The sequence below is a fragment of the Polaromonas sp. P1_F2 genome, assembly GCF_056405735.1.
Genome location: NZ_JBFUBN010000018.1, coordinates 35,170 through 60,110, shown reverse-complemented (window position 1 = coordinate 60,110; position 24,941 = coordinate 35,170). Strand labels below are relative to the sequence as shown.

At 68.1% G+C, this 24,941-nt stretch carries 17 protein-coding genes; 8 read left to right on the top strand and 9 right to left on the bottom strand.

Going from position 1 to position 24,941, the window contains the following annotated elements; translation table 11 throughout:
- A partial coding sequence (locus AC1D0O_RS24215) for a transposase (RefSeq protein ID WP_477656034.1) occupies positions 1–222 on the top strand: 222 nt, incomplete at its 5' end.
- A gap of 548 nt (positions 223–770) precedes the next feature.
- Here the strand turns inward: AC1D0O_RS24215 and AC1D0O_RS24210 are convergent.
- Positions 771–1,343 (bottom strand): ABC transporter ATP-binding protein, encoded by a 573-nt coding sequence (locus AC1D0O_RS24210; protein WP_477656033.1) that lies wholly within the window; start codon positions 1,341–1,343, stop codon positions 771–773.
- A 155-nt stretch (positions 1,344–1,498) separates the two neighbouring features.
- Here AC1D0O_RS24210 and AC1D0O_RS24205 point away from each other — a divergent pair, with 155 nt between their 5' ends.
- From AC1D0O_RS24205 to AC1D0O_RS24195, 3 genes are read left to right on the top strand one after another with little or no spacing between them, the layout of a single operon-like run.
- On the top strand, positions 1,499–2,164 hold the full coding sequence (locus tag AC1D0O_RS24205; RefSeq protein ID WP_477656032.1) for a hypothetical protein: 666 nt from the start codon (positions 1,499–1,501) through the stop codon (positions 2,162–2,164).
- Between the two features lie 27 nt (positions 2,165–2,191).
- Entirely contained in the window at positions 2,192–2,662 is a 471-nt protein-coding gene (locus AC1D0O_RS24200) for a group II truncated hemoglobin (protein ID WP_477656031.1), read from the top strand.
- 35 nt (positions 2,663–2,697) lie between these two features.
- Positions 2,698–3,000 carry a hypothetical protein gene (locus AC1D0O_RS24195; protein WP_477656030.1) on the top strand — a complete coding sequence of 101 codons (303 nt, stop codon included), beginning with the start codon at positions 2,698–2,700 and terminating at the stop codon, positions 2,998–3,000.
- Positions 3,001–3,105: 105 nt separating this feature from the next.
- Here the strand turns inward: AC1D0O_RS24195 and AC1D0O_RS24190 are convergent, their stop codons facing one another.
- The 3 genes from AC1D0O_RS24190 to ppc form a co-directional block, all read right to left on the bottom strand.
- Entirely contained in the window at positions 3,106–11,286 is an 8,181-nt protein-coding gene (locus tag AC1D0O_RS24190; RefSeq protein ID WP_477656029.1) for a glycoside hydrolase family 94 protein, read from the bottom strand.
- Between the two features lie 4 nt (positions 11,287–11,290).
- Complete coding sequence (locus AC1D0O_RS24185) at positions 11,291–11,518, bottom strand: hypothetical protein (protein WP_477656028.1); 228 nt, start codon at positions 11,516–11,518, stop codon at positions 11,291–11,293.
- 788 nt (positions 11,519–12,306) lie between these two features.
- Positions 12,307–15,192, bottom strand: a complete 2,886-nt coding sequence (ppc, locus tag AC1D0O_RS24180) for a phosphoenolpyruvate carboxylase (RefSeq protein ID WP_477656027.1) — start codon at positions 15,190–15,192, stop codon at positions 12,307–12,309.
- Positions 15,193–15,272: 80 nt separating this feature from the next.
- Here ppc and hemC point away from each other — a divergent pair, with 80 nt between their 5' ends.
- The 4 genes from hemC to AC1D0O_RS24160 are packed head-to-tail and all read left to right on the top strand — an operon-like array spanning position 15,273 to position 19,575.
- Positions 15,273–16,265, top strand: coding sequence for a hydroxymethylbilane synthase (hemC, locus tag AC1D0O_RS24175; protein WP_477656026.1), 993 nt, complete (start codon positions 15,273–15,275; stop codon positions 16,263–16,265).
- Positions 16,265–17,098 (top strand): uroporphyrinogen-III synthase, encoded by an 834-nt coding sequence (locus tag AC1D0O_RS24170; RefSeq protein ID WP_477656025.1) that lies wholly within the window; start codon positions 16,265–16,267, stop codon positions 17,096–17,098. Before hemC ends, AC1D0O_RS24170 begins: the two co-directional genes overlap by 1 nt.
- Positions 17,095–18,261, top strand: coding sequence for a uroporphyrinogen-III C-methyltransferase (locus tag AC1D0O_RS24165; protein WP_477656024.1), 1,167 nt, complete (start codon positions 17,095–17,097; stop codon positions 18,259–18,261). Before AC1D0O_RS24170 ends, AC1D0O_RS24165 begins: the two co-directional genes overlap by 4 nt.
- A 24-nt stretch (positions 18,262–18,285) precedes the next feature.
- On the top strand, positions 18,286–19,575 hold the full coding sequence (locus tag AC1D0O_RS24160; protein ID WP_477656023.1) for a heme biosynthesis HemY N-terminal domain-containing protein: 1,290 nt from the start codon (positions 18,286–18,288) through the stop codon (positions 19,573–19,575).
- Between the two features lie 33 nt (positions 19,576–19,608).
- On the opposite strand, the gene AC1D0O_RS24155 is transcribed toward AC1D0O_RS24160, so the two are convergent.
- The 5 genes from AC1D0O_RS24155 to AC1D0O_RS24135 form a co-directional block, all read right to left on the bottom strand.
- Positions 19,609–20,151: a DUF805 domain-containing protein gene (locus AC1D0O_RS24155; protein WP_477656022.1), complete on the bottom strand. Its 543-nt coding sequence runs from the start codon at positions 20,149–20,151 to the stop codon at positions 19,609–19,611.
- A gap of 406 nt (positions 20,152–20,557) precedes the next feature.
- Complete coding sequence (locus AC1D0O_RS24150; RefSeq protein WP_477656021.1) at positions 20,558–21,925, bottom strand: DUF58 domain-containing protein; 1,368 nt, start codon at positions 21,923–21,925, stop codon at positions 20,558–20,560.
- 12 nt (positions 21,926–21,937) lie between these two features.
- The gene (locus AC1D0O_RS24145; protein WP_477656020.1) at positions 21,938–22,933 is read right to left on the bottom strand and encodes an AAA family ATPase; all 996 of its coding nucleotides are present in this window, start codon (positions 22,931–22,933) and stop codon (positions 21,938–21,940) included.
- Between the two features lie 15 nt (positions 22,934–22,948).
- Positions 22,949–24,175, bottom strand: a complete 1,227-nt coding sequence (locus AC1D0O_RS24140) for a DUF4350 domain-containing protein (protein WP_477656019.1) — start codon at positions 24,173–24,175, stop codon at positions 22,949–22,951.
- Entirely contained in the window at positions 24,172–24,888 is a 717-nt protein-coding gene (locus tag AC1D0O_RS24135) for a DUF4129 domain-containing protein (protein WP_477656018.1), read from the bottom strand. The genes AC1D0O_RS24140 and AC1D0O_RS24135 overlap by 4 nt, the downstream gene beginning before the upstream one ends.
- Between the last annotated feature and the right edge of the window lie 53 nt (positions 24,889–24,941).

Sequence of the window (24,941 nt, the reverse complement as noted above, 5' to 3'; positions counted from 1 at the left end):
CAGCGCGGCATCAATGAGAACACCAATGGCCTACTGCGCCAGTATCTTCCCAAGGGCACGGACCTGAGCGTGTACTCGCAGCACGAGCTTGATCTCATGGCCTGGGAGCTCAACATCAGGCCACGCAAGACTCTTGGCTGGAAAAGCCCCGCCGAGGTCTTCTTTAACAACAAGGCCATGAAAGATGCTGGCCTTATTCCGACTGTTGCACTTGGGGTTTGAATCCGCCAAGCAAAGAAAAGGCGACCCGCAGTCTGGGTCCCTGCGCTTCGCTACGGGCAACCTGCGGTGCTCGACTACGGCGGGGTCTCGCGCAAACTCGCTTCGCTCAAACAAGCGCGATCCCTGATCCGCCTACGTCTGCGCTCCTCGGCCCAGCCAGGACGGGGCAATCGGGAACGGGAGCGGGGACAAAATACAAAGAAGATAAAGAAGACAAATACAAACAAGGACTCGCCGTGGCGAGTCCTTGTTTCTTCTGTATTCGGTATTGGTATTCCATCCCCACCCCTTGTGGATGCGCCGAGGAGCGGAGGTTCAGGCGGATCAGGGATCGCGTTGTCTGAGCGAAGCGAGTTTAGCGAGACCCCGCCTGAACCGAGCACCGCAGGTTGCCCGCAGCGAAGCGAAGGGACGCAGCAACCAGGGTCGCCTTTTCTTTTGCTTACTTTTCTTTTGGCGAAGCAAAAGAAAAGTGAGTAGCCGCCGGGCTACCCCCGGCCAACAGAACTTAGAAGAGCGCGCCCCGCCGGAGCAAGACTCGGCCTCAATCAGTCGCCCAGGTCGACCAAACCTGCCAGCTCCACTCCAGCTGGAGCACCATAGTCCGCCATCACCACAACCCGGCCAGGATAGGCCGACGTCTCACCAAGCAACTCTTTAACAAAAGCAATCGAGGGCGCATCGAGCGCGGCAAACGGCTCGTCCAGCAGCAGCAGGGCAGCCCCTGAAGCAAACGCCGCCGCAAGCCAGACCTTGCGCTTCGACCCGGTGGACAGCATGAAGAGCTTTTTATCCATGTGCGGCTCCAGCCCCAGGCCCTCGACCAAGGGCTCCAGCCGCGTTTCATCAAAGCCCGGATAGCGGTCGCCCAGCGATGCGAAGAACTGCACCGGCGTGAGCTGGTCGAAGTCGGTGCTGCGCGGCTCCATCCAGAACAGCTGCCGGCGATAGGCTTCGGGCTGCTCTTTGAGCGACACACCGTTCAGCCGCAGCTGCCCCGCATCCGCAGCCAGGGCGCCTGCCATCAAGCGCAGCAGCGTGCTCTTGCCGCGCCCGTCACCGCCTTGCACCAGCGTCACGCCCGGCGGGATGGTGATGGACAGCCGGGTGAAGAGTCCCACCTTGGGCTTGGGGTAGTGGAAGCTGAGGTCTTCGATGATGAGCGTGGCGGGGTGTTTGATGGGTATTCCTGTTTGAGGTGGAAAGCCAGACCATTGTAGAAATGCCTGGACTGATTTAGCGGCATACCCGTTGCAAGCTATAGTGAAAACCCATCATGATGTTTACCTACTCGCTTCGCCGCAATCCTTGCCTCCTGGTCGGCGGCGCCGAATCCGCCTACCGGCATTTCTGCGGCGGTGAGTGTGAAGTCCCCGGGCTGCCGCCGGAATCGCGCTTTGTGCATATCCTGACCCTTGACCTGCGCGACCCTACGCTCGCGTTTCTCCAGCTTGAAGGGCTGGCCGCTTTGCCCCTGGTCATGGATACGGCACAGGGGTGGATTCACTACTCCGTGACGCAAGCCAGTGGTATCCAGCTTCATGCCGTGCTGCAGAGCGATTCCGAGCCGCTCATGCTGGGGCCTTTGCCACGGCAGCCGCTTTCCGTGCTCCCGTTCACCTACGAGCAATACCGGGCGGTCTCTTTTGCCTCTGCCGTGTTTGACACTTCCTTTCTCAATCCCCAGGACCGCGAAGCCCTTGAATCCCTGGGAGAGACGTATTCGCAGATCGGCGGGGCCTATGGATTCGGCAACGGGATGTCGGCCCAGTGCATGAACCCGGATTGCCTGGGTTTCCCGAATCAAAGCATGCAGGAACTGGCCTCGCTGCAAACCCAGCTTGCCCCGGGCGTGTCGCTGGACTACTGCCCCAACGACCCGGCGCTTTATTTCTTTATCTGCAGGCAATGCAAGTCCATCAGGGGTGAAGTTGCCTTGTGAGGCGACTCGTTAACAGGAGCCACCAACATGCCAGATCGCACCATCCCCAGCCTCTATGAATGGCTGGGTGGCATAGAAGCCCTTACCCGCCTGACCACGCGCTTCTACGAGCACGTGAAGAAAGACGACTTGCTCGGCCCCGTCTTTGCCCACATGGACGACAGCCACCCGGCCCATGTCGCGGCTTTCCTCGGTGAAGTCCTGGGCGGGCCGGCCACGTATTCCGAGCAGCAGGGTGGCCATCCGCACATGATCCGCCAGCATTTGAACCGTCACCTTGCGCAGGCGCAGCGGCGGCGCTGGGTCAGCTTGCTGCTGGAGACAGCGGACGAGCTGGGCATGCCAGAAGACCCGGAGTTCCGGTCGGCCCTAGTGGGCTACCTGGAGTGGGGCTCGCGGCTGGCGGTCATCAATTCGCAGCCGGGCGCCACCGTCGATGTCGATGCGCCCATGCCGCGCTGGGGCTGGGGCGAGGTCAAAGGCCCCTACCTCGGCTGACGGCTTCATCCAAGCAAAGAACCATCCCCCGATCAATGAAAAAATTGCTTTTCACGCTATTGGCGCTGGCTTTCTTTGTCGCTGCGGTGCGTCTTCCTTGGGCGTACTGGGAGCTTGCACGGCTTGTGATGCGAGGCGAGGCATCACCGAATTTGGCGTGGCTTGTTCCGAAAAACTATGCCGATCTGGTGTGGTGGTTAATGGGGATGACATTCTATTTTTGGGTTCCGATGTCAGTGGGAATTGGGGGGCTCGGGGGAAGTTTTCTTCTTGTCATGGGCTTTAGAAAGCCCGAGTCCGAGAGAAACAGGCCCTGGGCTGCAACCCGGCCTGACTGACACAGGCGGCAGCAGCACCGCCATTGCCCCCTGGTTGGAACAGGGCCGCGAGCAGGCTGTGCCGGCGAGTGCGCCTGGCCGCGGGTGCTCGAAGGCCGTCGGCCCTTACCCCAACCCTCTCCCAGAGGGAGAGGGAGAAGGGGCGCAGACCAGCAAGTGCGCATTCGGCGGCAATTCCGAGAGCCGCACCAGCTGCCCGGGCGCGATCATGCGAGCGTCCTGAAAACCGTCTACCGCCGCCGCGCCTTCGCGCTGCCAGCGAATCGTCAGCGCGCGCTCCTGCACCTTGAGGTCGATCTCAAACGACGACCAATGCGCAGGCACACACGGCGACAGCGACAGTTCACCCTGCTGCACGCGCAGGCCCAGGATGTTTTCGATGGCCGCGCGGTGCAGCCAGGCGGCCGAGCCGGTGTACCAGCTCCAACCGCCGCGACCCACATAAGGTGCGCTGCCATAGATGTCGCCGGCCATCACATAGGGCTCCAGCTCGTAGGCGGGGCCGCGCAGGGGGTGTTCGCTGCGGTGGGCGGGGCTCAGTGCCTGGAAACTCTCCCATGCGGCTTCGGCGTCGCCGGTGGCGGCCTGGGCCATCATGGCCCAGACGGCGGCGTGTGAATACTGGCCGCCGTTCTCGCGCACGCCGGGCGGGTAGGCCTGGATGTAGCCGGGGTTGTTGGGCGAATGCTGCAGCGGCGGGGTGAGCAGGCGCAAGAGGCCGACCTCGGGGTCGACCAGCTGTTCATTCATGGCCTGCATGGCGGGCACCGTGAATTCATCGGTGGAGGCGCCGGACAGCACGGCCCAGGCCTGGGCGATCAGGTCGATGCGGCATTCGCTGTTGGCGGCGGAGCCCAGAGGCGCGCCGTTGTCAAAGAAGGCGCGGCGGAACCAGGCGCCGTCCCAGCCGTCTTTGTGCAAGGCGCTGATCCAGCCCTGGCGCGCGGCCAGCCAGCTGTCGACACGGCTGTCGTTGCGCGCGCGGGCCAGCGGCTCGAAGTCCTGCACCACGCGGCACAAAAACCAGGCCAGCCACACCGATTCGCCGCGGCCTTCATGGCCGACGCGGTTCATGCCGTCGTTCCAGTCGCCGGTGCCCATCAGCGGCAGGCCGTGGGCGCCGGTGGCCAGGCTTTTGTCGATGGTGCGCGCGCAGTGCTCGAACAGCGTGGCGCTTTGCGTGCTGGTTTGCGGCGCGTAATAGGCGTCTTCTGCACCTTCGGGAATCGCCGGGCCGTCGATGAAGGCGACCTCTTCGTCGAGGATGGCGGCGTCGCCGGTCACTGCGACATACCAGGCGCAGGCATAGGGCAGCCACAGCAGGTCGTCGGAAAAATGCGTGCGCACGCCTTCGCCGCCGGGCGCGTGCCACCAGTGCTGCACGTCGCCTTCGGGGAACTGGCGCGAGGCGTTGAGCAGGATCTGCCGGCGCAGGCGATCAGGCTCGATGAGGGCGAAGGCCATGGCATCCTGCAGCTGGTCGCGAAAGCCGAAGGCGCCGCCGGCCTGGTAGAAGCCGGCCTTGGACCACAGGCGGGACGCCAGTGTCTGGTAGAGCAGCCAGCGGTTGGCCAGGGCATCGAACAAAGGGTCGGGCGTGCGCACTTGCAGTTTGGCGAGCAGGCCGGACCACCAAGCCTTGACCTCGTCAAGCGTTTGCGCGGTATCACGTGCCTGCCAGTTGCGGGCCAGTTGCTCGGCGGCTGCCGGATCGGCGGCGTGGCCGAGCATGAAGGTCAAGGTCAGGCTCTGGCCCGGTGCAAGCGTGAAGTGGCCCGCCAGCGCAGCGCAGGGGTCTGCGCCTCCCGTGGCGCTGTGGCCCAGCGCGGCGGGAATCACCAGCCGGCCCGCGGCGTCGAAGAACTCGCTTCGATCGCAGGTCCACTGCAGCGGGCCGGGCAAGCCGGCGACGGACAAAAAGGCCGTATTGCCGCCGAAGCCGGCGCGGCTTTCACGTTGCTTGGCGAGCACGGCCGTGAGGGCCGCGTCGTCGGATTTCCAGGCGCGGACGGTGCGGCGGTCGTGGCGCCCCGCGCCCATTTGCCACTCGACCATGGCGAGCGCGCGCAGCCGGCGCGTTTCGCCGCCCWGGTTGTGCAGTTGCAGTTGCACGAGCTTGACGGGCTCGTTGACGTCGGTGAAATACGTGGTCTCCACCTTCAGCGCGCCGTGCAGGGATTCAAAGGCGGAATAGCCCTGGCCGTGGCGCACGCGGCAAGATGCGCCGCTGTCGGCGCAAGCGCTCAAGGGCAGCAGCGCCTGCGTGTCCAGGTCCTGCAGCAGGTAGTGTTCAAAACAGGGGTCGGCCACCGGGTCGTTGGACCAGGGCGTGAGCTGGTGCAACCGGCTGTTGAGCGCCCAGGTGTAGCCGGCGCCGGCTTCAGAGACCTGGAAGCCGAAGGCGGAATTGGCGATGACGTTGACCCAGGGGCGGGGCGGGCGATGGGCTTCGTCCACCACAAACTGGAATTCGCCGGTGGCGGCATCAAAGTGGCCTTGCGGCGCTTGCGCGGCACCGGCGGCGTGGGGCGCGGGCAGCAGGGCCCTGGCGGGCGCGCCGGAGCGCTGCGGGCTGCCGATGGCCTGAAGTGCCGCGGCCTGCTGCCCCAGCGGCCGGCCGTCGGCCACGAGGATGACCCGCGCCAGGCCCGTGAGGGCGGCTTTCTCGGAGGGCACGATCTCCTGCTCGCGCAACAGGAAAAAGCCGCCGGCGTCCCGGCCCGGAAAGCTGTTTTCAGCCTGCTGCAGCGTGCGGTCGCGCAGGGCGAGGATGTCGCGCTGCAGCGGCATCAGGTAGGAGTTGGCCTCGCTGTTGAGAATCACCACGTCGGCGGCCAGGCCGCAAAAACTCCACCAGGGCTGGGCCTGCAGCAGGGAATGCACCAGCGCCATGCCGTTGCTGGAGTGGATGAGCACCAGCACGATGGGCTTGTCGCCGGACAGGCCGAAGCGCCAGAGCTGGCGCTGGTCCACCAGGCCGCGCTCGCCCACCGGGCGGGTGCAGCTGTACATCAGCGCGGTGTTGAGGTCCTGCAGCGCGGCGTTTTCCTCGGGGTCCACACCGAGGTCGCGCAGCCGCACCTGGGCCAGCGTGGCGGCCATGCGGGTGGCGCGTTCCACGTGCATGGGCTGCAGGTATTTGTCAATGCGGGCGGCCAGTTCGTCGGTGTTGGGCGCGGCGGCGGTGGCAAAGCTGAGCCTTGCCATGCCGCCGGCCGGGATGCGGATGCGCACGCGCAGCCCGGCGACCGGGTCCAGTCCGTTGATGGGCGCGCCGCCTTCGCCGTGGATCTGCGTTTGCAGCGCGGGCTCCGCGGGGCCGCGGTTGCGCCCCAGGAAGGCACGGCGGTCCGCGATGAAGTCGATGGACCGCACGTTGGCCTCGGAGTCCGCCAGGAAGTGCGCCACCGCCATGGCCGGGTCGCCTTGCAGCCGGGCCTTGCGCGCCAGCAGCAGGGCGCGCCACTCGGCATGCCACTGGGTCTCGATGAACAGATTGGAGAACGCCGGATGGGCTTCGTCGGCGCGCGGGTCGGTCAGCACGGCCTCAAAACATGACACGACGTCCAGCGTGATATCGGCGCTGGAGACGTTGTGCAGCGTGACGGTGCGTATTTCGGTGTCGTCTTCGGGGCTGACCAGCACGGTGGTACGCATTTCCAGCTGGTCCGATGCCGCATCAAACTGCACGCGGTCGGCCAGGAAGGTGGCCTTGTAGCGCCAGTCCGGGTGCGGCGCGGGATGCAGCGTGAGGGATGAGAGCCGGTCTTGCCCCGCCGGGCGCAGGTAAATGAAGGTGCCGCAGGCATCGCGCAACAGGTCGTCGCGCCAGCGGGAAATGTTCCAGGTCTTGTCGCCACTGCGCCAGCGGCTGACGCCGGCGCCGTTGGCGCGCAGGGCCACGCTGTAGCGCCCGTTCGACAGCAGTTGGGTGGGCTGCCATCCGGGCGCGGCGGGGTCCAGCTCGCGCGAGTGGTAAAGCTGGGCCCGGGCCGCGTCGTCCGGCTCGGGCAGGGCGCGGGGATCGGCGCTTTCAATGATCTGGCGCGGCGTCTTTTCATGCAGCAGCGATTCAAAGGCCTGCATCAGCGGCGCCGAGGAGAACCAGCGCCGCGGTGCTTCATCGCACAGCACGTTGCACAGCGCCACGAGCGACATGCCCTGGTGGTGCGCCATGAAGGTGTTGACCAGGCTCAGGGCCTGCGCGCCGGGTTGCCGCGCGACGGTGAAGTCCAGCGCGTCGGCAAACCCGTATTCGCCGCGCGCCCCCCATTGGTCGAGCTGGCGCAGGTTGGCCACCGCCTGCTGCGGATCAAACTGGGTGGCCATCACGCTGGCATAGGGTGCGACCACGCGGTCCGTGGGCGGCGTGCGGCGCAGGGCCAGGCGCGGCACGCCGAAGGGCGAGTACTGGAAGGCCAGCGTGTGGTCCTGGGCGAAATAGGCCGATTCCGAGACGCCCCAGGGCAGGCCCTGGGATTCGCCGTAGGCCTGCTGCTCCTTGACCGCGGCCAGGCCGGAGACATGCAGCAGGCCTTCGTCGGGCTCCATCATCACCAGCGAGGGCATGAGGTATTCAAACATGGAGCCCGACCAGGATTTGAGGCCGGGCGTGACGCCGACCGTGAGGAAGGCGCGGCCCAGCGCCTGCCAGTGGCGCCGGGGCACGTCGCCTTTGGCGATCGCCAGGAAGCTGGTGAGGCGCGACTCCGATGCCATCAGGTCGTAAAAGCTCGCGTCCAGCGCCTGCTCATGCACGCGCAGGCCGATGTGAAAGAGGTGGCGCTTGGTGCTGTAAAGGCCGCTGAAGTCCATGGCCATGCACAGTTTTTCGCAGCGCTCGCCGAGCGCCATCAAGCGGGCGGCTTCAGCCGGCCCGGTGCCCGCCTGGGCCGCCAGCTGGCGAAGGGACTGCGCCACCGCCAGCAGGTGGCCGGCGAGGTTGCCGCTGTCTACGGTGGAGACATAGGCCGGCAGCAGCACCTGCAGCGTGCGCGTTTCATACCAGTTGAAGAGATGGCCGTTGTGCTTGGGCAGGGCTTCCACCGTGTCCAGCGTAGCGGCCAGCCGCCTGGCCATTTCGGTGCCGGTGATCCAGCCGAATTCGCGCGCGCAGGCCACGGCCATCAGGTACAGGCCGATGTTGGTGGGCGAGGTGCGGTGGGCCAGCGTGGGCTCGGGCTCCATCTGCAGGTTGTCGGGCGGCAGGTGCTGGTCTTCGGGGCCGACCACGTGCTCGAAGAAGCGCCAGGTCTGGCGCGCGAGCTTGAGCAGGTAGTCGCGGTCGGCGGCGTTCAGCGCGCCGTGCGGCGCGGGCGCGGCCGGCTTGCTGCCCCACCAGGCGACCACGGGCGCCAGTGCCCACAACAGGAAGAGCGCGGGGCCGGCTACCGGATGGGGGCTCCAGGCCGCTGCCACGGCGAGCGCGGCGCAGGCGGCGGATACGGCGGCGTGGCCGCGCACAAAGGTGCCCAGTGTGTATTGCGCCGAGGCCTGCGCCTGGGCGGCGGTGGTCCACTGCAGCAGGCGCCGGCGGCTGAAGGCCATGCGCCAGAGGGCCCTCGCCACGGCGTCAGCCATGAGGGCGGCCTGCACCGCCAGCTGGCTGAACTGCCAGGCCGCCTGCGCCAGGGCGCGCCCCACATCGCGCATGCCGACGTCAAAAAAGTGCAGCCAGGCGATGCCGCGGCGCGTGGGAATCAACCCCGCCAGTGCGCCCATCAGCGGGCCGGCCAGGAAGGCCAGGAAACTCAGGGCCAAGGCGGTGCCCAGCGGCAGCGCGCCGGTGAAGACCACCCAGGCCAGCAGGGCCAGGCACGCCGGCGCGATCAGCGAGCGGCGCAGGTTGTCGGCCATGCGCCACAAGCCCAGGGCATCTATGCCGAAGGCGGCGGGGCGCAGCATCAGCGGCAGCAGCTGCCAGTCGCCGCGCGTCCAGCGATGCGCGCGCGAGGCCGCCACGCCGGCGTGGTGCGGGTGGTCTTCCATCAGCACCACGTCGCCCGCATAGCCGCAGCGCGCGACGCTGCCTTCGAGCAGGTCGTGGCTCAGGACGGCGCCTTCGGGCAGCCGGCGGTCCAGCACGGCGTGCACGGCCTCGACATGCAGCAGGCCTTTGCCGGTGAAATTGCCCATGCCGAACACGTCCTGGTAGAGGTCTGAGGTGCCGCTGCTGTAAGGGTCCAGCCCGCGCTGGCCGGCAAAGAGGGTATGGAATACCGACCGCTCGTGGTGCGCCGACAGCGGCGTGGCCACGCGGGGCTGCAGGATGCCGTAGCCGGCGGTCACACGCCGGGTTTTGCGGTCGATATGCGGGGTGTTGAGCGGATGCGCGGCAATTGACACGAGTTCGCGCAGCGACCCCGCGGGCAGGGTGGTGTCGCTGTCCAGTGTGACCACGTAGCGTGTGCCTTCGGCCAGCCGCGTGTCGGCGCCGACGGGCAGGAAGCCGGGGCCGGAGCGCTGCGCCAGGTGGCGCAGCAGCATCTCGAGCTTGCCGCGCTTGCGCTCCCAGCCAATCCAGCGGCGCTCGCCGGCCGACCAGGTGCGCGGGCGGTGCAGCAGCACAAAACGGGCGGGCGCGCCCTGGGCCACGGGGTAGGCCGTGTTCAGGGCACGCAGCCTGGCCAGCGCGTCATCCAGCAGGGGCTGGTCACCAGGTGTGCGTTCGGTGTCGGCGTCGGCCCAGTCGGTGAGCAGGGCGAATTGCGCGTTGGCCTCCCGGCTGGCCAGCCAGTGCAGATGCAGGCGGTGCGCCAGTTCGCCGTTGGCTTCAATCGACGACAGCATGGAAGGGATCACCACCAGCACGCGGTGCTCGGGCGGAATGCCGGCGCTGAAGTCCAGGCGCGCCAGCGGCTGTATGCGGGTGGATTCGGCAATCAGGCGATGCATCAGCGCGACGACGGCTTCGGAGGTCGGCCAGGCCATGAGGAAAACCGCCACCCAGGCGGGCCAGGGCAGCAGCAGCACGGTCAGCGGATGAAGCGCCCAGGTGAGCAGCGCGGCGGTGCCGGCGGCCCAGGCGGCCGCGAACAGGGGCAGGCGCCAGGCGCGCGGCGTTTCGGAGGCGGGCAAAGCCTTGCGCGGGCCGGCCGCGGGGCGCAGTGCGGCTTCAAGCAGCGGGCGGCCCGGGCCTATCAGGTAGTAGCCCGCGGTGCGCGCGACCATGGAGTTGTTGGGCTGGCGTGCCGCGGCCAGAACGGCTTCGGCGACGGCGCGCTCGGATTTTCCGCTTTGTTGCGCCAGCCGCTCCATGGCGCGTGTGATCTGCTGGCGCGTCATCTCGCTTTCGCGTGAGAAGCTGGGCAAACGGCGCAGTACCTGCAGGGAATGGCTGACGGGCTCGATCAGCTCGACCCATTCGACCTGTCCGATCAGCCGCAGGGTGGTGATGATGTTGCTGACGGTCAGGTTGGCTGCCACCTGCACGGTTTGCCCGTCGCCGATCATGCCCAGGGCGTCGGTGCAGTGCCGTTCCGTCCAGCGGACCAGCAGGAGTGCCGGATGCAATTCGGGTTCGGTGCGCTCGACGGGCATGCGCTGCCACAGCTGGGTGAGGTAGCTGCGCTCCAGGCCGTGGGCCTGCATGAGCGCCAGCAGCTCGTCGAGGTCGCGCAGGCTCAGCGCGTCGGCTTTGTCCCAGGCGGCGTGGGCCACCTCGCGCGCGACCTTGTTCCAGGCGATACGGTCGGCCATGCGGCGCAGGTTCTCCAGCAGCACCACGCGCAGGGTGGTGGGCAGGGCCCAGAGTTCGCCGAGGTTGAGCTCGCTGACCTCCTGGTAGGCGTGCAGGAAGGCGGTGAACAGCACCGGGTCCAGCACGCTGTCGGTGTGCGCCACGTAGGCCCAGGCGATGCCGTAGACGCGCGGCAGGCCCTGCAGGGGTTTGTCCGCCAGCTTGGGCAGGTCGGCGTAATAGCGATGCGGCACGCCCTCCTGGATCTGCTGCAGCTGCGCCTCGACCAGGTGGAAGTTGTCGAGCAGCCATTCGGCCGCGGGCGTGACGTAATGGCCGCTGAGCGAGGTCAGCGCGATGTAGTCGTAGGCCAGGCGTATGGCGGCGATGTTCTCCTGCACGCGCGGGAAGAACGGCGGGCCGCTGTGCTCGCTGCCGGCGGGCAGCACGGGCTGCGCGGCGGCCAGGCTGCGGCCGTGCTCTTCAAAACGCTGGGCGCCGAACAGTTCGGCGCGTATGGGCTGCTGTATGTCACTGCGGCGCGTGGCAAGAAGTTGCCGGGCGTAGGCGCTTAAGGTGTCCAGCCGTTCGAGGACAGCCGTAGTCACTCGCTCAGGCTATGGCAAAAAGGCCGAGGCAGAGCGCCACGATGAGCGCGACCGTCACGATGCGCGGCGACATCACGGAATGCGCGGATTGCAGGCCGGTCTGGAGCGTGAAGAAACGGCCGCGCGAATGCGCGCACTGGTCCATGTGCGACGCCAGGTCGGCGGCGTCGGTGGAAACAAAATCGGTGTGAAGGGCCGACGGCCTGTCGGCCATGATCTCCAGGGTGGTCATGATTTTGCGCTCCGGGGTGGGGAGCACGGCGACGCGGGATGCCGCATCGCGCCGTGCTGTCTCCATCCTAGGGAGCGCGGCCCGGCGGCGCCATCGGAAGAGGCTGGAGTTGGTCTAGGACAAAGCCTACAGTGGGGGTTTTTGGGCGCCTTTGCGGCCCGCCAACCCGGTGCGCCCTTTGCTGAATCCTGCTGGCCGGGGGTTGCCCGGCGGCAAGTAACTTTCTTTTGCTTCGCCAAAAGAAAGTCACCAAAGAAAAGGCGACCCGCAGTCTGGGTCCCTACGCTTCGCTTCGGGCAACCTGCGGTGCTCGAGCCAAGCGGGGTCCGGCTAAACTCGCCTTCGGCTCAAACAACGCCGGCCCTGATCCGCTTGTCTCTGCGCTCCTCGGCCCAGCCAGGACGGGGCAATCGGGAGCGGGAGCGGGGATAAAAATACAAAGAACAAACCAAGACAAACAAGGACTCGCCGTGGCGAGTCCTTGTTTCTTCAGGTATTCGGTATTTGGATTTGGTATTCCTTCCCCACCCCTTGTGGATGCGCCGAGGAGCGGAGGTCCAGACGGATCAGGGATCGCGTTGTTTGAGCCGAAGGCGAGTTTAGCGAGACCCCGTCTGGACCGAGCACCGCAGGTTGCCCGCAGCGAAGCGCAGGGACGCAGCAACCAGGGTCGCCTTTTCTTTTGCTTACTTTTCTTTTGGCGAAGCAAAAGAAAAGTGAGTAGCCGCCGGGCTACCCCCGGCCAGCAACACTCAGCAGTGAGCACACCGCCGGAGCAAGACCGGCCCTTACCCCGTATTCCGCAAGCCGGCCGCAATGCCATTAATCGAAATATGAATCCCCGTCTGTACCCGCTGGTCAGCCTGACCAGCCCGATACCGCCGCACCAACTCAACCTGCAAATGGTGCAACGGATCGATGTAGGGAAAGCGATGGCGGATCGATCGCTGTAGCGCGGCGTTGCCGGCCAGGCGCTGCTTTTCGCCGGTGATCAGGCCCAGCGCTTCGGCCGTGAGGTGCCATTCGGCCTCGATGGCGCTGAAGATTTTTTTGCGCAGGCGCGCGTCGCCCACCAGTTCGGAATAGCGCGAGGCCAGCGCCAGGTCGCTCTTGGCCAGCACCATGTCCATGTTGCTGAGCAGGGTGCGAAAGAAGGGCCACTGCTTGTACATCTTCTGCAGCAGGGCCAGCGCTTCCTTGCGCGCGGCGGGTGTGCCGCCTTCGTTCAGCATCTGCGCGATGGCCGAGCCGAAGCCGTACCAGCCGGGCAGGGTGAGGCGGCACTGGCCCCAGCTGAAACCCCAGGGAATGGCGCGCAGGTCTTCGATCTTTTGCGAGGCCTTGCGCGAGGCCGGGCGCGAGCCGATGTTGAGCTCTGCGATTTCGCGTATCGGCGTGGCGCTGAAGAAATATTCGGTGAAGCCGGGGGTGTCGTAAACCAGCGCGCGGTAGGCCGCCATGCTGGCTTCCGACAAACCGGCCGCGGCCTGCAAAAAGGCCTTGGTCGCCGGTTTGGTCGGCTGCAGCAGCGTGGCTTCCAGCGTGGCGGCGACCAGGGTTTCCAGGTTGCGCCGGCCGATCTCGGGATTCGCGTATTTGGAGCCTATGACCTCGCCCTGTTCGGTCAGGCGTATCTGCCCGCGCACCGTGCCGGGCGGCTGGGCCAGGATGGCCTGGTAGCTGGGGCCGCCGCCGCGGCCTACCGTGCCGCCGCGGCCGTGGAACATGCGCAGCTGGATGTTGTGCGAGTTGGCCAGCACGTCGAACAGTTCGACCAGCGCGATCTCGGCGCGGTAGAGCTCCCAGTTGCTGGTGAAAATGCCGCCGTCCTTGTTGCTGTCGGAGTAGCCGAGCATGATGTCCTGCTCGGCGCCGCTGCGCTTGACCAGCTGGGCGATGCCGGGCAGCGCGTAGAACTCGCGCATGATGGGCGCGGCATTGCGCAGGTCTTCGATGGTTTCGAACAGCGGCACCACGATCAGATCGTTGGTGGCGTTGCCGTCGAGGGTGCCGTGCATCAGGCCGACTTCTTTTTGCAGCAGCAGCACCTCGAGCAAATCGCTCACGGTTTCGGTGTGGCTGATGATGTAGTGGCGTATCGCCTCCTTGCCGAAACGCGCGCGCGCCGTGCGGGCGGCTTCGAAAATCGCCAGTTCGCTTTGCGCGTGGGCCGAGTAGTCGCTGCCGACCACGCGCAGCGGCCGCGCGTCGTTGAGCAGGCCCACCAGCAGCACGCGCTTGGCGGCTTCATCGAGCTTGGCATAGTGCGCTTCGATGCGCGCGACGGCCAGCAATTCGGCCACCACTTCCTCGTGCTTGTCGGAGCTCTGGCGCAGATCGACGGTGGCCAGGTGAAAGCCGAAGACCTCGACCGCGCGTATCAGCGGGTGCAGGCGCTGGGCGACGATGGCTTCGCCGTGGTGGGCCCGGAGCGAGGTTTCTACTGTGCGCAAATCGGCCAGGAAGTCCTCGGACTTCAGGTAGGCGTTTTGCGGCGCGACGGCATGGCGCGCGGCCTCGCCGCCGGTCAGGTCTTTCAGGGTCGCGGCCAGTCGGGCGTAGACGCCGGTCAGCGCGCGGCGGTAGGGTTCGTCCTTGCGGTGCTCGCTGGTGTCGGGCGAGCTTTCGGCGAGGGCGCGCATTTCGGGGCTGAAGTCGACCAGCATGGCCGACTGCGAGAGTTCGCCGCCCAGGAAGTGGACCTCGGTCAGGTAGTGGCGCAGCGCCACTTCGGCTTGCCGGCCCAGCGCGTAGTTGAGGGTCTCGGCGCTGACGTTGGGGTTGCCGTCGCGGTCGCCGCCTATCCACTGGCCCATGCGCAAAAAGCTGTGCACCGGCTGGTTGCCGAGTTCACGCTCGAGGTTGGCGTAGAGCTTGGGGATCTCACGCAGGAAGGTGGCTTCGTAATAGCTCAGCGCGTTCTCGATTTCGTCGGCCACGGTGAGCTTGGAAAAACGCAGCAGCCGGGTTTGCCACAGCTGCATCACGCGGGCGCGCAGCTGCGCCTCGTTGGCGGCCAGCTCGCGCGGCGTGAGGGCGTCCTTGGCGGCGTTGTGGGCCAGCGCCAGGGCCTTGATGTCGTCGCGCGCGGTCAGCAGCTGGGCGATGTCGCGCTCGGCGTCGAGGATGCTTTTGCGCTGCACTTCGGTGGGGTGGGCGGTGAGCACCGGCGAGACGAAGCTGTGCGCCAGCGTGTTGGAGATCGTGCGGGTCGAGATGCCGGCCCAGCGCAGCCGGGCCAGCGCGACCTCGATGCTGCCTTCCTGGGTGTCGCCGGCGCGCTCGTGCACGGCGCGGCGGCGTATGTGGTGGCGGTCTTCGGCCAGGTTGGCCAGGTGGCTGAAGTAGGTGAAGGCGCGGATCACGCTGACGGTCTGGTCGCCCGACAGGCCCTTGAGCAGCTTCTTGAGCGCCTTGTCGGCTTCGGGGTCGGCATCGCGCCGGAAGGTGACCGACAGTTTGCGCACCTGCTCGATCAGCTCGTAGGCGGCGACGCCTTCCTGTTCGCGGATCACATCGCCGAGGATGCGGCCCAGCAGGCGAATATCTTCAACCAGCGGGCGCTCGTTGTCCCGTGAACGGGTAGAGGCCTTGGGAACGGCGGTGGCTGCGCCGTCCCTGGCGCCCTCACCGGCGTGTTGTTGTAGCTTCTTGGCGCGCGCGGAAGTGACCATCTCTACCCTCTAGTTCTTGATCCTCGCATGCTAGCATTCACTTCCCCCCAAGTATTACCAGCAGGTTACGAGTGTCCGCAGTGTCTGAATCCAAGTCCCCTGATATCAAGAAGGTGGTCATCGCCACGCGCGAGAGCCGCCTGGCCCTGTGGCAGGCCGAGCATGTGAAGGCGCTGCTGCAGGCGCGCCTGGGCTGGCAGGTCGAACTGCTGGGCATGACGACCCAGGGCGACCAGATCCTGGATCGCTCGCTGAGCAAGGTCGGCGGCAAGGGCCTGTTCGTCAAGGAACTCGAGGTGGCGCTCAGCGAAGGCCGGGCCGACATCGCCGTGCATTCGCTGAAAGACGTGCCCATGGACCTGCCAGAGGGCTTTGCGCTGGCCTGCGTGCTGGAGCGCGAGGACCCGCGCGATGCTTTTGTCTCTAATCAATTCGCCACGCTGGCCGATCTGCCGCAGGGCGCGGTGGTGGGCACCTCCAGCCTGCGCCGGCTGGTGCTGCTCAAGGCCTTGCGGCCCGACCTGGTGATACAGCCGCTGCGCGGCAACCTCGATACGCGCCTGCGCAAGCTCGACGAAGGCCAGTACCACGCCATCGTGCTGGCGGCCGCGGGCCTCAAGCGCCTGGGCCTGGAATCGCGCATACGCGCCACTTTTGAACCGGCCCAGATGCTGCCCGCCGCGGGCCAGGGCGCATTGGGCATTGAAGTGCGCGCCGACCGTGCCGACCTGCTGGCCTCGCTGGCCGCGCTGGCGCATATGCCGACCTGGCTGGCCGTGACGGCCGAGCGCACGGTGTCGCGCGCCATGGGCGGCAGCTGCTCCATGCCGCTGGCGGCCTTCACGCCGGGCGCGGCGGCGGGCGATGCGATGCAGCTCAATGCCGCCTGGGGCGACCCGGCCACAGCCGAGGCGCCCACCCAGGCCGGCGCCGGCCCGCTGGCGCCGCTGGTGCAGGTGAATCGGACCGCCCAGGTGCGCAATTTCGCCGAGGCCGAGGCCCTGGGTGAAGCCGTGGCGGCGCAATTGCGCGCGGGCGGCGCCGTGTGGGCCGGCAAGGGCCCGGACGCCTGATGCCGCGGATGCCGGCGCCTGCGGCCGGTGCGGCCCCCGTCATCGTGACGCGGCCGGCGGCCGATGCGCAACACTGGGTGGAGCAACTGCGGCAGGAGGGCTTCGCGGCCGAAGCCCTGCCGCTCATAGCCATCGCCCCTGCATCCGACAGCGCCGCGCTGGCCCAGGCGCGGCAGGCGCTGGGCGGCTATGCGGCCTGCATGTTCGTCAGCGGCAATGCGGTCGAGTATTTTTTCAAAGTCCCTCTGGCAAGTGCTGAAGGCCTGCCGCCCTCCCTGCGGCTGATGGCGCCCGGGCCGGGCACCGTGGCGGCCCTGCTGGCGGCGGGCGTGCCAGCCGCGCAGGTCGATGCGCCGGACGATTCCGCCGGGCAGTTTGACTCTGAAGCCCTGTGGGCTGTGGTCGGTGAGCGTGACTGGCGGGGCCGGCGTGTGCTGGTGGTGCGCGGCGAAAGCCCCGATGCCGCGGGCGGCGCGGTATCGTCGGGACGCGACTGGATCGCCCGCCAGTGGGAAGCCGCTGGCGCGCAGGTGGATTTTGTCGGCGTGTACCAGCGCAGAGCCCCTCAACTCAGCGACCGGCAGATTGAGCGCGCGCGCGCCGCCAGCGCGGACGGCTCGGTCTGGCTGTTCAGCAGTTCGGAAGCGCTGGCCAACCTCATGCGCCTGCCGGCGCTGGCCGGCGTCGACTGGCGCAAGGCCCGCGCGGTGGCCACGCATCCGCGGATTGAGGAGGCCGTGCGGGCCGCCGGCTGGGGTGTTGTTGTGGCGTCACGTCCCGCCCTGAAGGACATCAGGGACACATTGGCCTCGATAGAATCCCTTTATCCATGAGCGATCCCCACACAGCCCAGCCCAGCCCCTCCACGCCCGACAACCAGCCTGTGCTGGAGCGCGCGCTGGTCGTGGCTGAACCGCCGATCGTGGCCCCCGACGTCTGGCTGGTGCCCCGCAAGTGGGCGCTGGGGGTAGGCGTGCTGGCGGCCGGCGGCCTGCTGGTCAGCGGCCTGCTGTGGCAAAAGCTCGGCAATATCCAGGAAGAACTGGCGCGCCGCAGCATGGATTCGGGCACGCAGTCCATCGAAGCGCGCGCCCTGGCGCGCCAGGCCCAGGAAGCCGCCCGCGAGCTCTCGGCGCGGCTGGCGATCCAGGAAACCCGCATCAGCGAGGTCAGCCTGCAGCGCACCCAGCTTGAAGAATTGATGCAGAGCCTGTCGCGCTCGCGCGACGAAAACCTGGTGGTGGACGTCGAGTCCGCGCTGCGCCTGGCGCAGCAGCAGGCCCAGCTCACGGGCAGCGCCGAGCCGCTGCTGGCAGCCCTCAAGTCGGCCGACCAGCGCCTGGCGCGCGCCGCCCAGCCGCGCCTGAACCCTTTGCAGCGCGCCATCGCCCGCGACATGGACCGCATCAAGGCCGCGACGCTGACCGACGTGCCGGTGCTGATGCTCAAGCTCGACGAACTCGCCCGCATGGCCGACGAGCTGCCGGTGGCCAATGCCATGGTGGCCAACAATTCCCTGCGTGCGGCGCCGGCCCTGAGCGCGCCGGTACACGCCCCCGCCGTGCGCCCTGGTGCCAGCGCCCCGGCGGCCGACAAGCCTTCGATGGGCCTGTTCGACAAAGTTTCGTTCGACGCCTGGTCGCAGCGCACGCTGGACAACCTGCGCGAAGAGGGGCGCAAGCTGCTGCGCGTGAGCCGCATCGAGCAGCCCGAGGCGGCGCTGCTGTCGCCCGAGCAGTCTTTCTTCCTGCGCGAAAACCTCAAGCTGCGCCTGCTCAATGCGCGCCTGGCACTGCTGTCGCGCCAGACCGATTCGGTGCGCGCCGACCTTGCCAGCGCCGGCGCCTGGCTGGGCAAGTATTTCGACCCCAGCTCGCGCAAGACACAGGCCGCGGCCCAGTTGCTGGCCCAGGTGCAGGGGCAGCTCAAGACCAGTGAGCTGCCGCGCCTTGACGAAACCATGGCCGCGCTGGCCACGGCGGCCGCGGGCCGCTGATTTCCCTAAAGGCAGGACACACGCATGCGCGCCGCTCTCTGGCTACTGGCCCTTTTTGGCGTGGCGGTTGCCGTGGCGCTGTTCGCGGGCAACAACCAGGCGGTGGTGACCATTTTCTGGCCGCCGCACCGGGTCGACATTTCCTTCAATCTGATGGTGCTGCTGCTGGCCGGCCTTTTCTTCGTGCTGTACCTGGCGTTGCGCGCGGTGTCGGCGGTGTTCTCGCTGCCGGCCGAGGCGCGGCGCTGGCGCGCCCAGCAAAAAGAGCGCGCGATGTACGGTGCCCTGATGGATTCGCTGGCCCACCTGCTGGCCGGGCGCTACATACGCTCCACAAAATCGGCGCAAAACGCGCTGGCGCAGGAAAAAAGCCTGCGCCCGCTGGCCGACCACTACGGCCACGTGACAGGCCACAGCGCCAGCCGCGGCAGCCAGCTGCGCGCGCTGGCCCACCTGCTGGTGGCCGAGGCCGCGCAGTCCCTGCAGAACAAGGGCCTGCGCGACCAGCACCTGCACCAGGCACTGCAAAGCTCGGCCCCGCGCCACGCGCAGGAAGTGCGCGAGGGCGTGCAGTTCCGCGCGGCGCGCTGGGCGCTGGACGACCGCGATGCCGGCGCCGCGCTCGACTGGCTGGCCCAGCTGCCGCAGGGCGCATCGCGCCGCACACTGGCCCTGCGCATGAAGCTGCGCGCCTCGCGGCATGCGCGGCGGACTTCGCAGGCGCTGGAAACGGCGCGCCTGCTGGCCAAGCACCGCGCGTTTTCGCAGGCGGCGGCGCAAAGCATCGTCCGCGGCCTGGCGCTGGAGTTGCTCAACGACGCGCACGACCCGGCGCAGCTGCAGCAGGCCTGGTTCTCACTCGACGAGGGTGAGCGGGCCATGCCCGAGCTGGTGGTGCATGCCGCGTCGCGCCTGATGGCGCTGCACGGCGAGCCGGAACTGGCGCGCGCCTGGCTGCTTCAGGTCTGGGACGCGATGATGCAGCCGCGCTCGGATATCGGCGACAACCTGCGCATCAAGCTGATCAGCGTGCTGGAAGCCGGCCTGGATTCGCTGGATGCGGCCTGGCTGGCGCGCATCGAGGCGGCGCAGCTGAGCCGCCCGCGCGACGCCAACCTGCAGTACCTGGCGGGCATGGCCTGCCTGAACCGCCAGCTCTGGGGCAAGGCCCGGCAACTGCTGTCGCAGGCCGCCCCGGCCCTGCAGGACGTCACGCTGCACCGCAATGCCTGGCGTGCGCTGGCCTTGCTGGCCGAGCAGCGCGAAGACGAAGCCGCGGCCGCCCAGGCCTACAAGCGCGCCGCGCAGATCTGAAAACAGTTTCCGGCGCGCGCGCTTGCGGCAGGTTTAAGGCTTGACCACCTGGGCCGCCTTGGCCCGCTGCGTGTAACCCTGGTAAGCCGGCAAGGCAACGGCGGCGATGATGCCGACCACCATGATGACGGGGAAGGCCAGACCGCCGATCTTGACCATCGTGGTGTTGGGCGGCGGGGGGGCGCCGAAGCGGTTGCCGCCCTTGGTGCCCGGGTTCAAAAGCCAGATCAGTCCCACAAAGGGAATCAGGGCCAGGATCGCCGTCCAGCCGGTCCATCCCATGTCGTGGCTGCGCTGTATCGTCATCAGCACGATGAAGATGAAATAGGGGATGACCGCCAGCATGCCGAGCACGACGGCTGCCTTGGGGAAACCGAGGGCGCCGGCGATAAAGCCCAGCACGGCGGCGGCCGCTACCATGAGAATGTAGCTGCCCAGGTTGTAGGCCAGGTAGCGCAGCCGGCCGACCCGCCCCTTGGCGGAAAACAGCTTGACGGGCTGCACGCCCGCTTCATCGTCATAAACGTCCGCCACCACGGCCTTGGGCGCTGCATACGGGTTCACTGCTTCAGACATCTCATCCCTCCTGTTGTTAAGACCCGAAGGATAACCGTTGCCGGGGTTGTAGTGGCCTCAGTGGAAGCCCTCAGAACCTGTTCACGGCCTAAACGAGGCCGCGCAAGCCCCTTCTCGGGATGGGATGCAAGGCGCGGTGCGCCAGCCCATAGCACGGCTATGGGCAAGCGCCGCAACGCCGCAGACCGCCCGAGAAGGCACTTGCCCTCCGGGTTGGGGTGACGCAAACGCGGTCGCGTTTGCATCCCCGTTGGGGCAGCCGCACGACGCCCAGCCGGCCGGCTGGGCGGTCGGGCGATTGAGCCACCCAGGCCCTTGCATGGGCATTAGCCCATGCGGCGTTCCCGGTCGGCTCACTCATCCCGATTGCACCCCAACGCGGCCCCGTTTAGGCCGTGAACAGGTTCTATAGCAGCCCGGCGCGCTTGACCGCGTGGTAGCGGTTGACCAGCGAAACGGCCAGTTGCGCCGGCTCCACATCCATGGAGAGCGGGTCCTGGCCGACCACGCGCGCGAAGGCGTCGCGCCGCGACTGCGCGAACAGGTGGGCGGCCGCCACGTCCACCGCGTCCGCGGGGGTGGACAGGGCCTGGCCGGCGATGCGGCCCAGCACGCGCTCGCGCAGGCTGGCCACCAGCACCAGGTGCTGGCGGCGCAGCAGCTTGATCGCGGGGCGCAGTTCAGCCGCGTCCTCGTCGCGGAAGTTGGTGAGCACTATGACCAGCGCGCGCCGGCGCTGTACGCGCAGCAGTTCCTGCGCGGCCAGCAGGTAGTCCGAATGCATGGCGCCGGGCTGGATATCGTGCAGGCGGTTCATGAGGGCGTTGAGTGTGGCCGCGCCCTTGCGCGGCGCGAAGTCGCGGCGCTGCCCGGGCACGCCGCCGAAGGTCATCGCGCCGACCTCGTCGCCCTCCTTGAGGGCGACATAGCTCAGCAGCATCAGCGCGTTGAGGGCCTCGTCGAAATGGCTGCTGCCCTGGCCGTCCTGCTCGGGCCCGCCTTCATCGGCGCGCATGCGGCGGCCGCAGTCGAGCAGGAAGAACACACACTGGTCGCGGTCGTCCTGGAATTCGCGCACGATGGGCCGCTGGTGGCGCAGCGTGGCTTTCCAGTCGATGTGGCGCAGCGAATCGCCGGTCTTGTAGTCGGCCAGCTGGCGGAAATCGGTGCCCAGCCCGCGCTGCACATAGGTCTTGATGCCGATCTGGGCCAGACGCCGGTCGCCGGAAAGCCAGGCGTAGCGCGCCAACGCGGCGAAGTTGGGATACACGCGCAGCTTGCCGGGCTGGCCCAGCGGCTGCTGCACTTCAAAGCAGCCGCCGCGGCTGCGCCAGCGCAGCTGGGTGATGCCGAACAGGGCCACGCCGCGTTCGCGCGCGGTCACCGTGTAGCGAAGTTCGGCGCGCGAGGCCGGCGGGATGCGCAGGGACTGCGGCAGGCCCTCGAAGGCAAAGCGCGGGTCAACCTCGTCGAACACGGTGACGGCCCAGGCGCGCGGGCCTTCGTTGACCAGCACCAGCGTGAGCACGGTCGGCACGCCCAGCGAAAAAGCCCCGGGCAAGGTGCGCTCTATGCGCAGCGGCGCCTGCCGCCACAGGCGCAGGCTGCGCCAGAGGTCGAACAAGGCCCAGGCCAGCGCCGGCAGCAGCACGGCGCCGGCCAGCATGGCCACCGTGCCCACCGGCAGGCCGGCAAGCAGGGCCAGGGAAGCGGCCACGGCGGCGCCGGCCAGCGCCTGGACCGTGCCTGCCGTGGGAATCACCAGCCAGCGCATGCGATGCGGCCTTTAGAGGCGGGGCGCCTGCACGCTGCCCTGGGCGCTGCGCAGCAGGTCGTCCACGCTGAGGCCTTCGAGCTGCGCGTCGGGCGAGATCATCACGCGATGGCGCAGCGCCGGCAGGGTCTGGCGCGCCACGTCGTCGGGCGTGATGAAGTCGCGCCCGGCCATCAGCGCGCCGGCGCGCGCGGCGCGCACCAGCGCCATGGTGCCGCGCGGCCCCGCGCCGGACGAGAGGCCGGGCCAGTCGCGCGTGGCGCGGGCGATGCGGACCGCGTAGTCGATCACCTGTTCATGCGCCTGCACCAGGCTGGCCAGGCGCTGCAGTTCCAGCACCTGCACGTCGTCCAGGCAAGGCCTGACGGCGTCCAGCGGCAGCTGGTTGCCGGCGCGCTGGCCGGTGGTGAGCTGCACCACGGCTTTTTCTTCGGCATGGCTGGGAAAGGCGATGTTGATCTTGAGCAGGAAACGATCCAGCTGCGCCTCGGGCAGGGGGTAGGTGCCTTCGGTGTCTATCGGGTTTTGCGTGGCCATCACCATGAAGGGGCGCGGCAGCGGCATGGCCCGGCCTTCCAGCGTGACCTGGTATTCCTGCATCACCTCAAGCAGCGCGCTCTGCGTCTTGGCCGGCGCGCGGTTGATTTCATCGGCCAGCAGCAGGTGGGTGAAGACCGGCCCCTGGTGCACGCGCAGCGTGCCTATGCCGGATTCGCCGCGGGTCGACGGGTCCAGCACCGAATGGCCGGTGATGTCCGAGGGCATCAGGTCGGGCGTGAACTGCACGCGCGCATAACGCAGGCTCATGGCCTGCGCGAGTGCGCGCGCCAGCAGCGTCTTGCCGAGCCCGGGCACGCCCTCGATCAGCACGTGGCCGGACGCGACCAGCGCCACCAAGGTCTGGTCGACGGCTTCCTTCTGGCCGACCACGGCCTTGCCGACTTCGTGGCGCAGGGTCTGCAGCCATTCGGCCGCGCGTATCAGTTCTTCGTTGGGAATTGATGACATGGTGGTTTCTCGGGTTCAGGGTGAAGAGGCGGATGAAGAAGCGGATGAAGGAGCCGGTGATGCGGCGGGTTCGCGCGCATCGAGCCGCCGGCGGGCGGTTTCTATCAGTTCGAGGTCGGCGGCCAGCGCGCCGCGGTTGCGCGCCCTGTCGGCCTGCGCGCGTTCCAGCACCTGCGCGTCCAGGCCGGTGGCGCGCGCGATCTCCTGGGTGCGGCGCGCCGGGTCCAGCTGCGAAAAGCGCGGCAGCTGCCGCGCGGCCGACGCGTGCAGCGCGCGGAGCTGGGCCGCATGCAGGGCTTTGGGCCCGTGCATATGCAGGAAGCGCGCTGTGCCGCGCACCTGCTCGGCCATGGAGCGCCGGTGGGCGGGGGCCGAAGGCGCCAGCGGGCCGAAGCGCACGCCGGCGCGCCACAGGGCCAGCGCCAGGGCCAGCAGGCCCAGCAGCAACGCCGCCCAGGCCTGGTGCCAGAGCCAGGGCGCGAAGGGCTCCCTGGCCTCTTCGGCGACAAACCAGAACTCGGCACCGGGGCGCGCCTGCAGCGCCGCGGCCGCCAGCAGGGCGTTGTCGGCGCGCAGCAGGTTGCTGTTGTTCAGCAGGCCCCAGCCGCCGAGTACGGTGACCGTGCCCTGGCCGACCTGCACGCGCACGGCCTCGGTGCCGGCCATGCCCTGGAGCGCCCACAGCGGCGCGGCCTGCCGGTTCACCGGCAGGTACTGGGAGCTGAAGTAAGCGCCGCAGGCGCGAAACACCCGGCTGTCGCCGTAACTGGACGTGACGTCGGCGGGTTCCTCGAGCGCGCGGCAATCCGTGTCCTTGGCGGGCTTGCCCAAGGGGCGCGGCGGCATCGCGGGCGGCTCAAACTTGAGGGGGCGTTGCTCCGTAACGGGCAGCCAGCCCTTCAGCGATTCGTGGCCGGCCAGGAAGCCGGGGATCACCAGGTGTCCACCTTGCGCCACCCATGCGCGCAGGCGCTGGCTGCGCTCGGGAAACAGGTCCCAGTTGCGCGACACCAGCACCAGCCGCGCCTGCGGCGGCGGCATGGCGTCCAGGCTTGTGCGCCGCACGACTTTCGCCCCCAGGGCGCCCAGCAGTTTTTCGGTGGCGTACAGCGAGTTGGTGAGGGCCTCACCCTTGGCCGGCGTGGGGACGTCGACGTCGATCCATTCGGTGGCCGACATCAGCCAGACGCCGCCGGCCAGCAGCAGCACGCCGAGCAGGATGAGGATCAGCCGGTCCCTCATGGCGCCGCCTTCGCCGGCCCGGCCGGTGCGCCCAGCCGCGCGTCAAATTCGTCGCACAGCGCCAGCACGCCGGCGGTGGGCGGCAGGCGGCCGCCGTAGGCCGCCAGCTGCCAGGCAGCCACCAGCCGCGAAAAGAATTCCAGCGACATGGGTGCCAGCCGCCCCTGGCTGAGCGCCACGCATTCGCCCTCGGTGCTGGCATGGCGTATGGGCACCTCGTGCAGATGCACCAGGCGCGACAGCGCACCGCGGTACAGCAGCGACAGCGCGGGCCGCCGCTGGCCGCGCTGCCAGAGCGAGGCGACTTCGGATCCCACGTCGTCGGGCAGGCTTTCGGGGCGTATGTCCAGGCTGCCGATGTGGCTGGGCAGGGGCGCCATGCGGTGGCGGCCGCCGCCGGCCCGCACCTTCACCCAGCGCCGTATGCCCACCACCAGCCAGGCTAGAGCCAGCGCGCCCAGCGCCCACACCAGCAGGCGCGCGCCTTCGGACACCGTGGTCACAAAATCCTTGAGCCAGCCGAAGCTGTCGCGCTCCTTCTTTTTGTCTTCGGGCTTTTTCTCCCGGTCCTTGAAGCTCAAGGTTTTTTCTTTCTTGCTGCCGGGCAGATTGGGATCGGCGCGAACCCGGTCGGCGGCCGACTGCACCTGCTGGCGCGAGGGCGCTTCGCCCGGCGCCGCGGCGGGTGGATTGGCCCACGAGGGCATGCCCATGGCACAGCCCGCCAGCACGGCGCAGGCTGCGGCCCGCCGCCAGAGGGCGCATC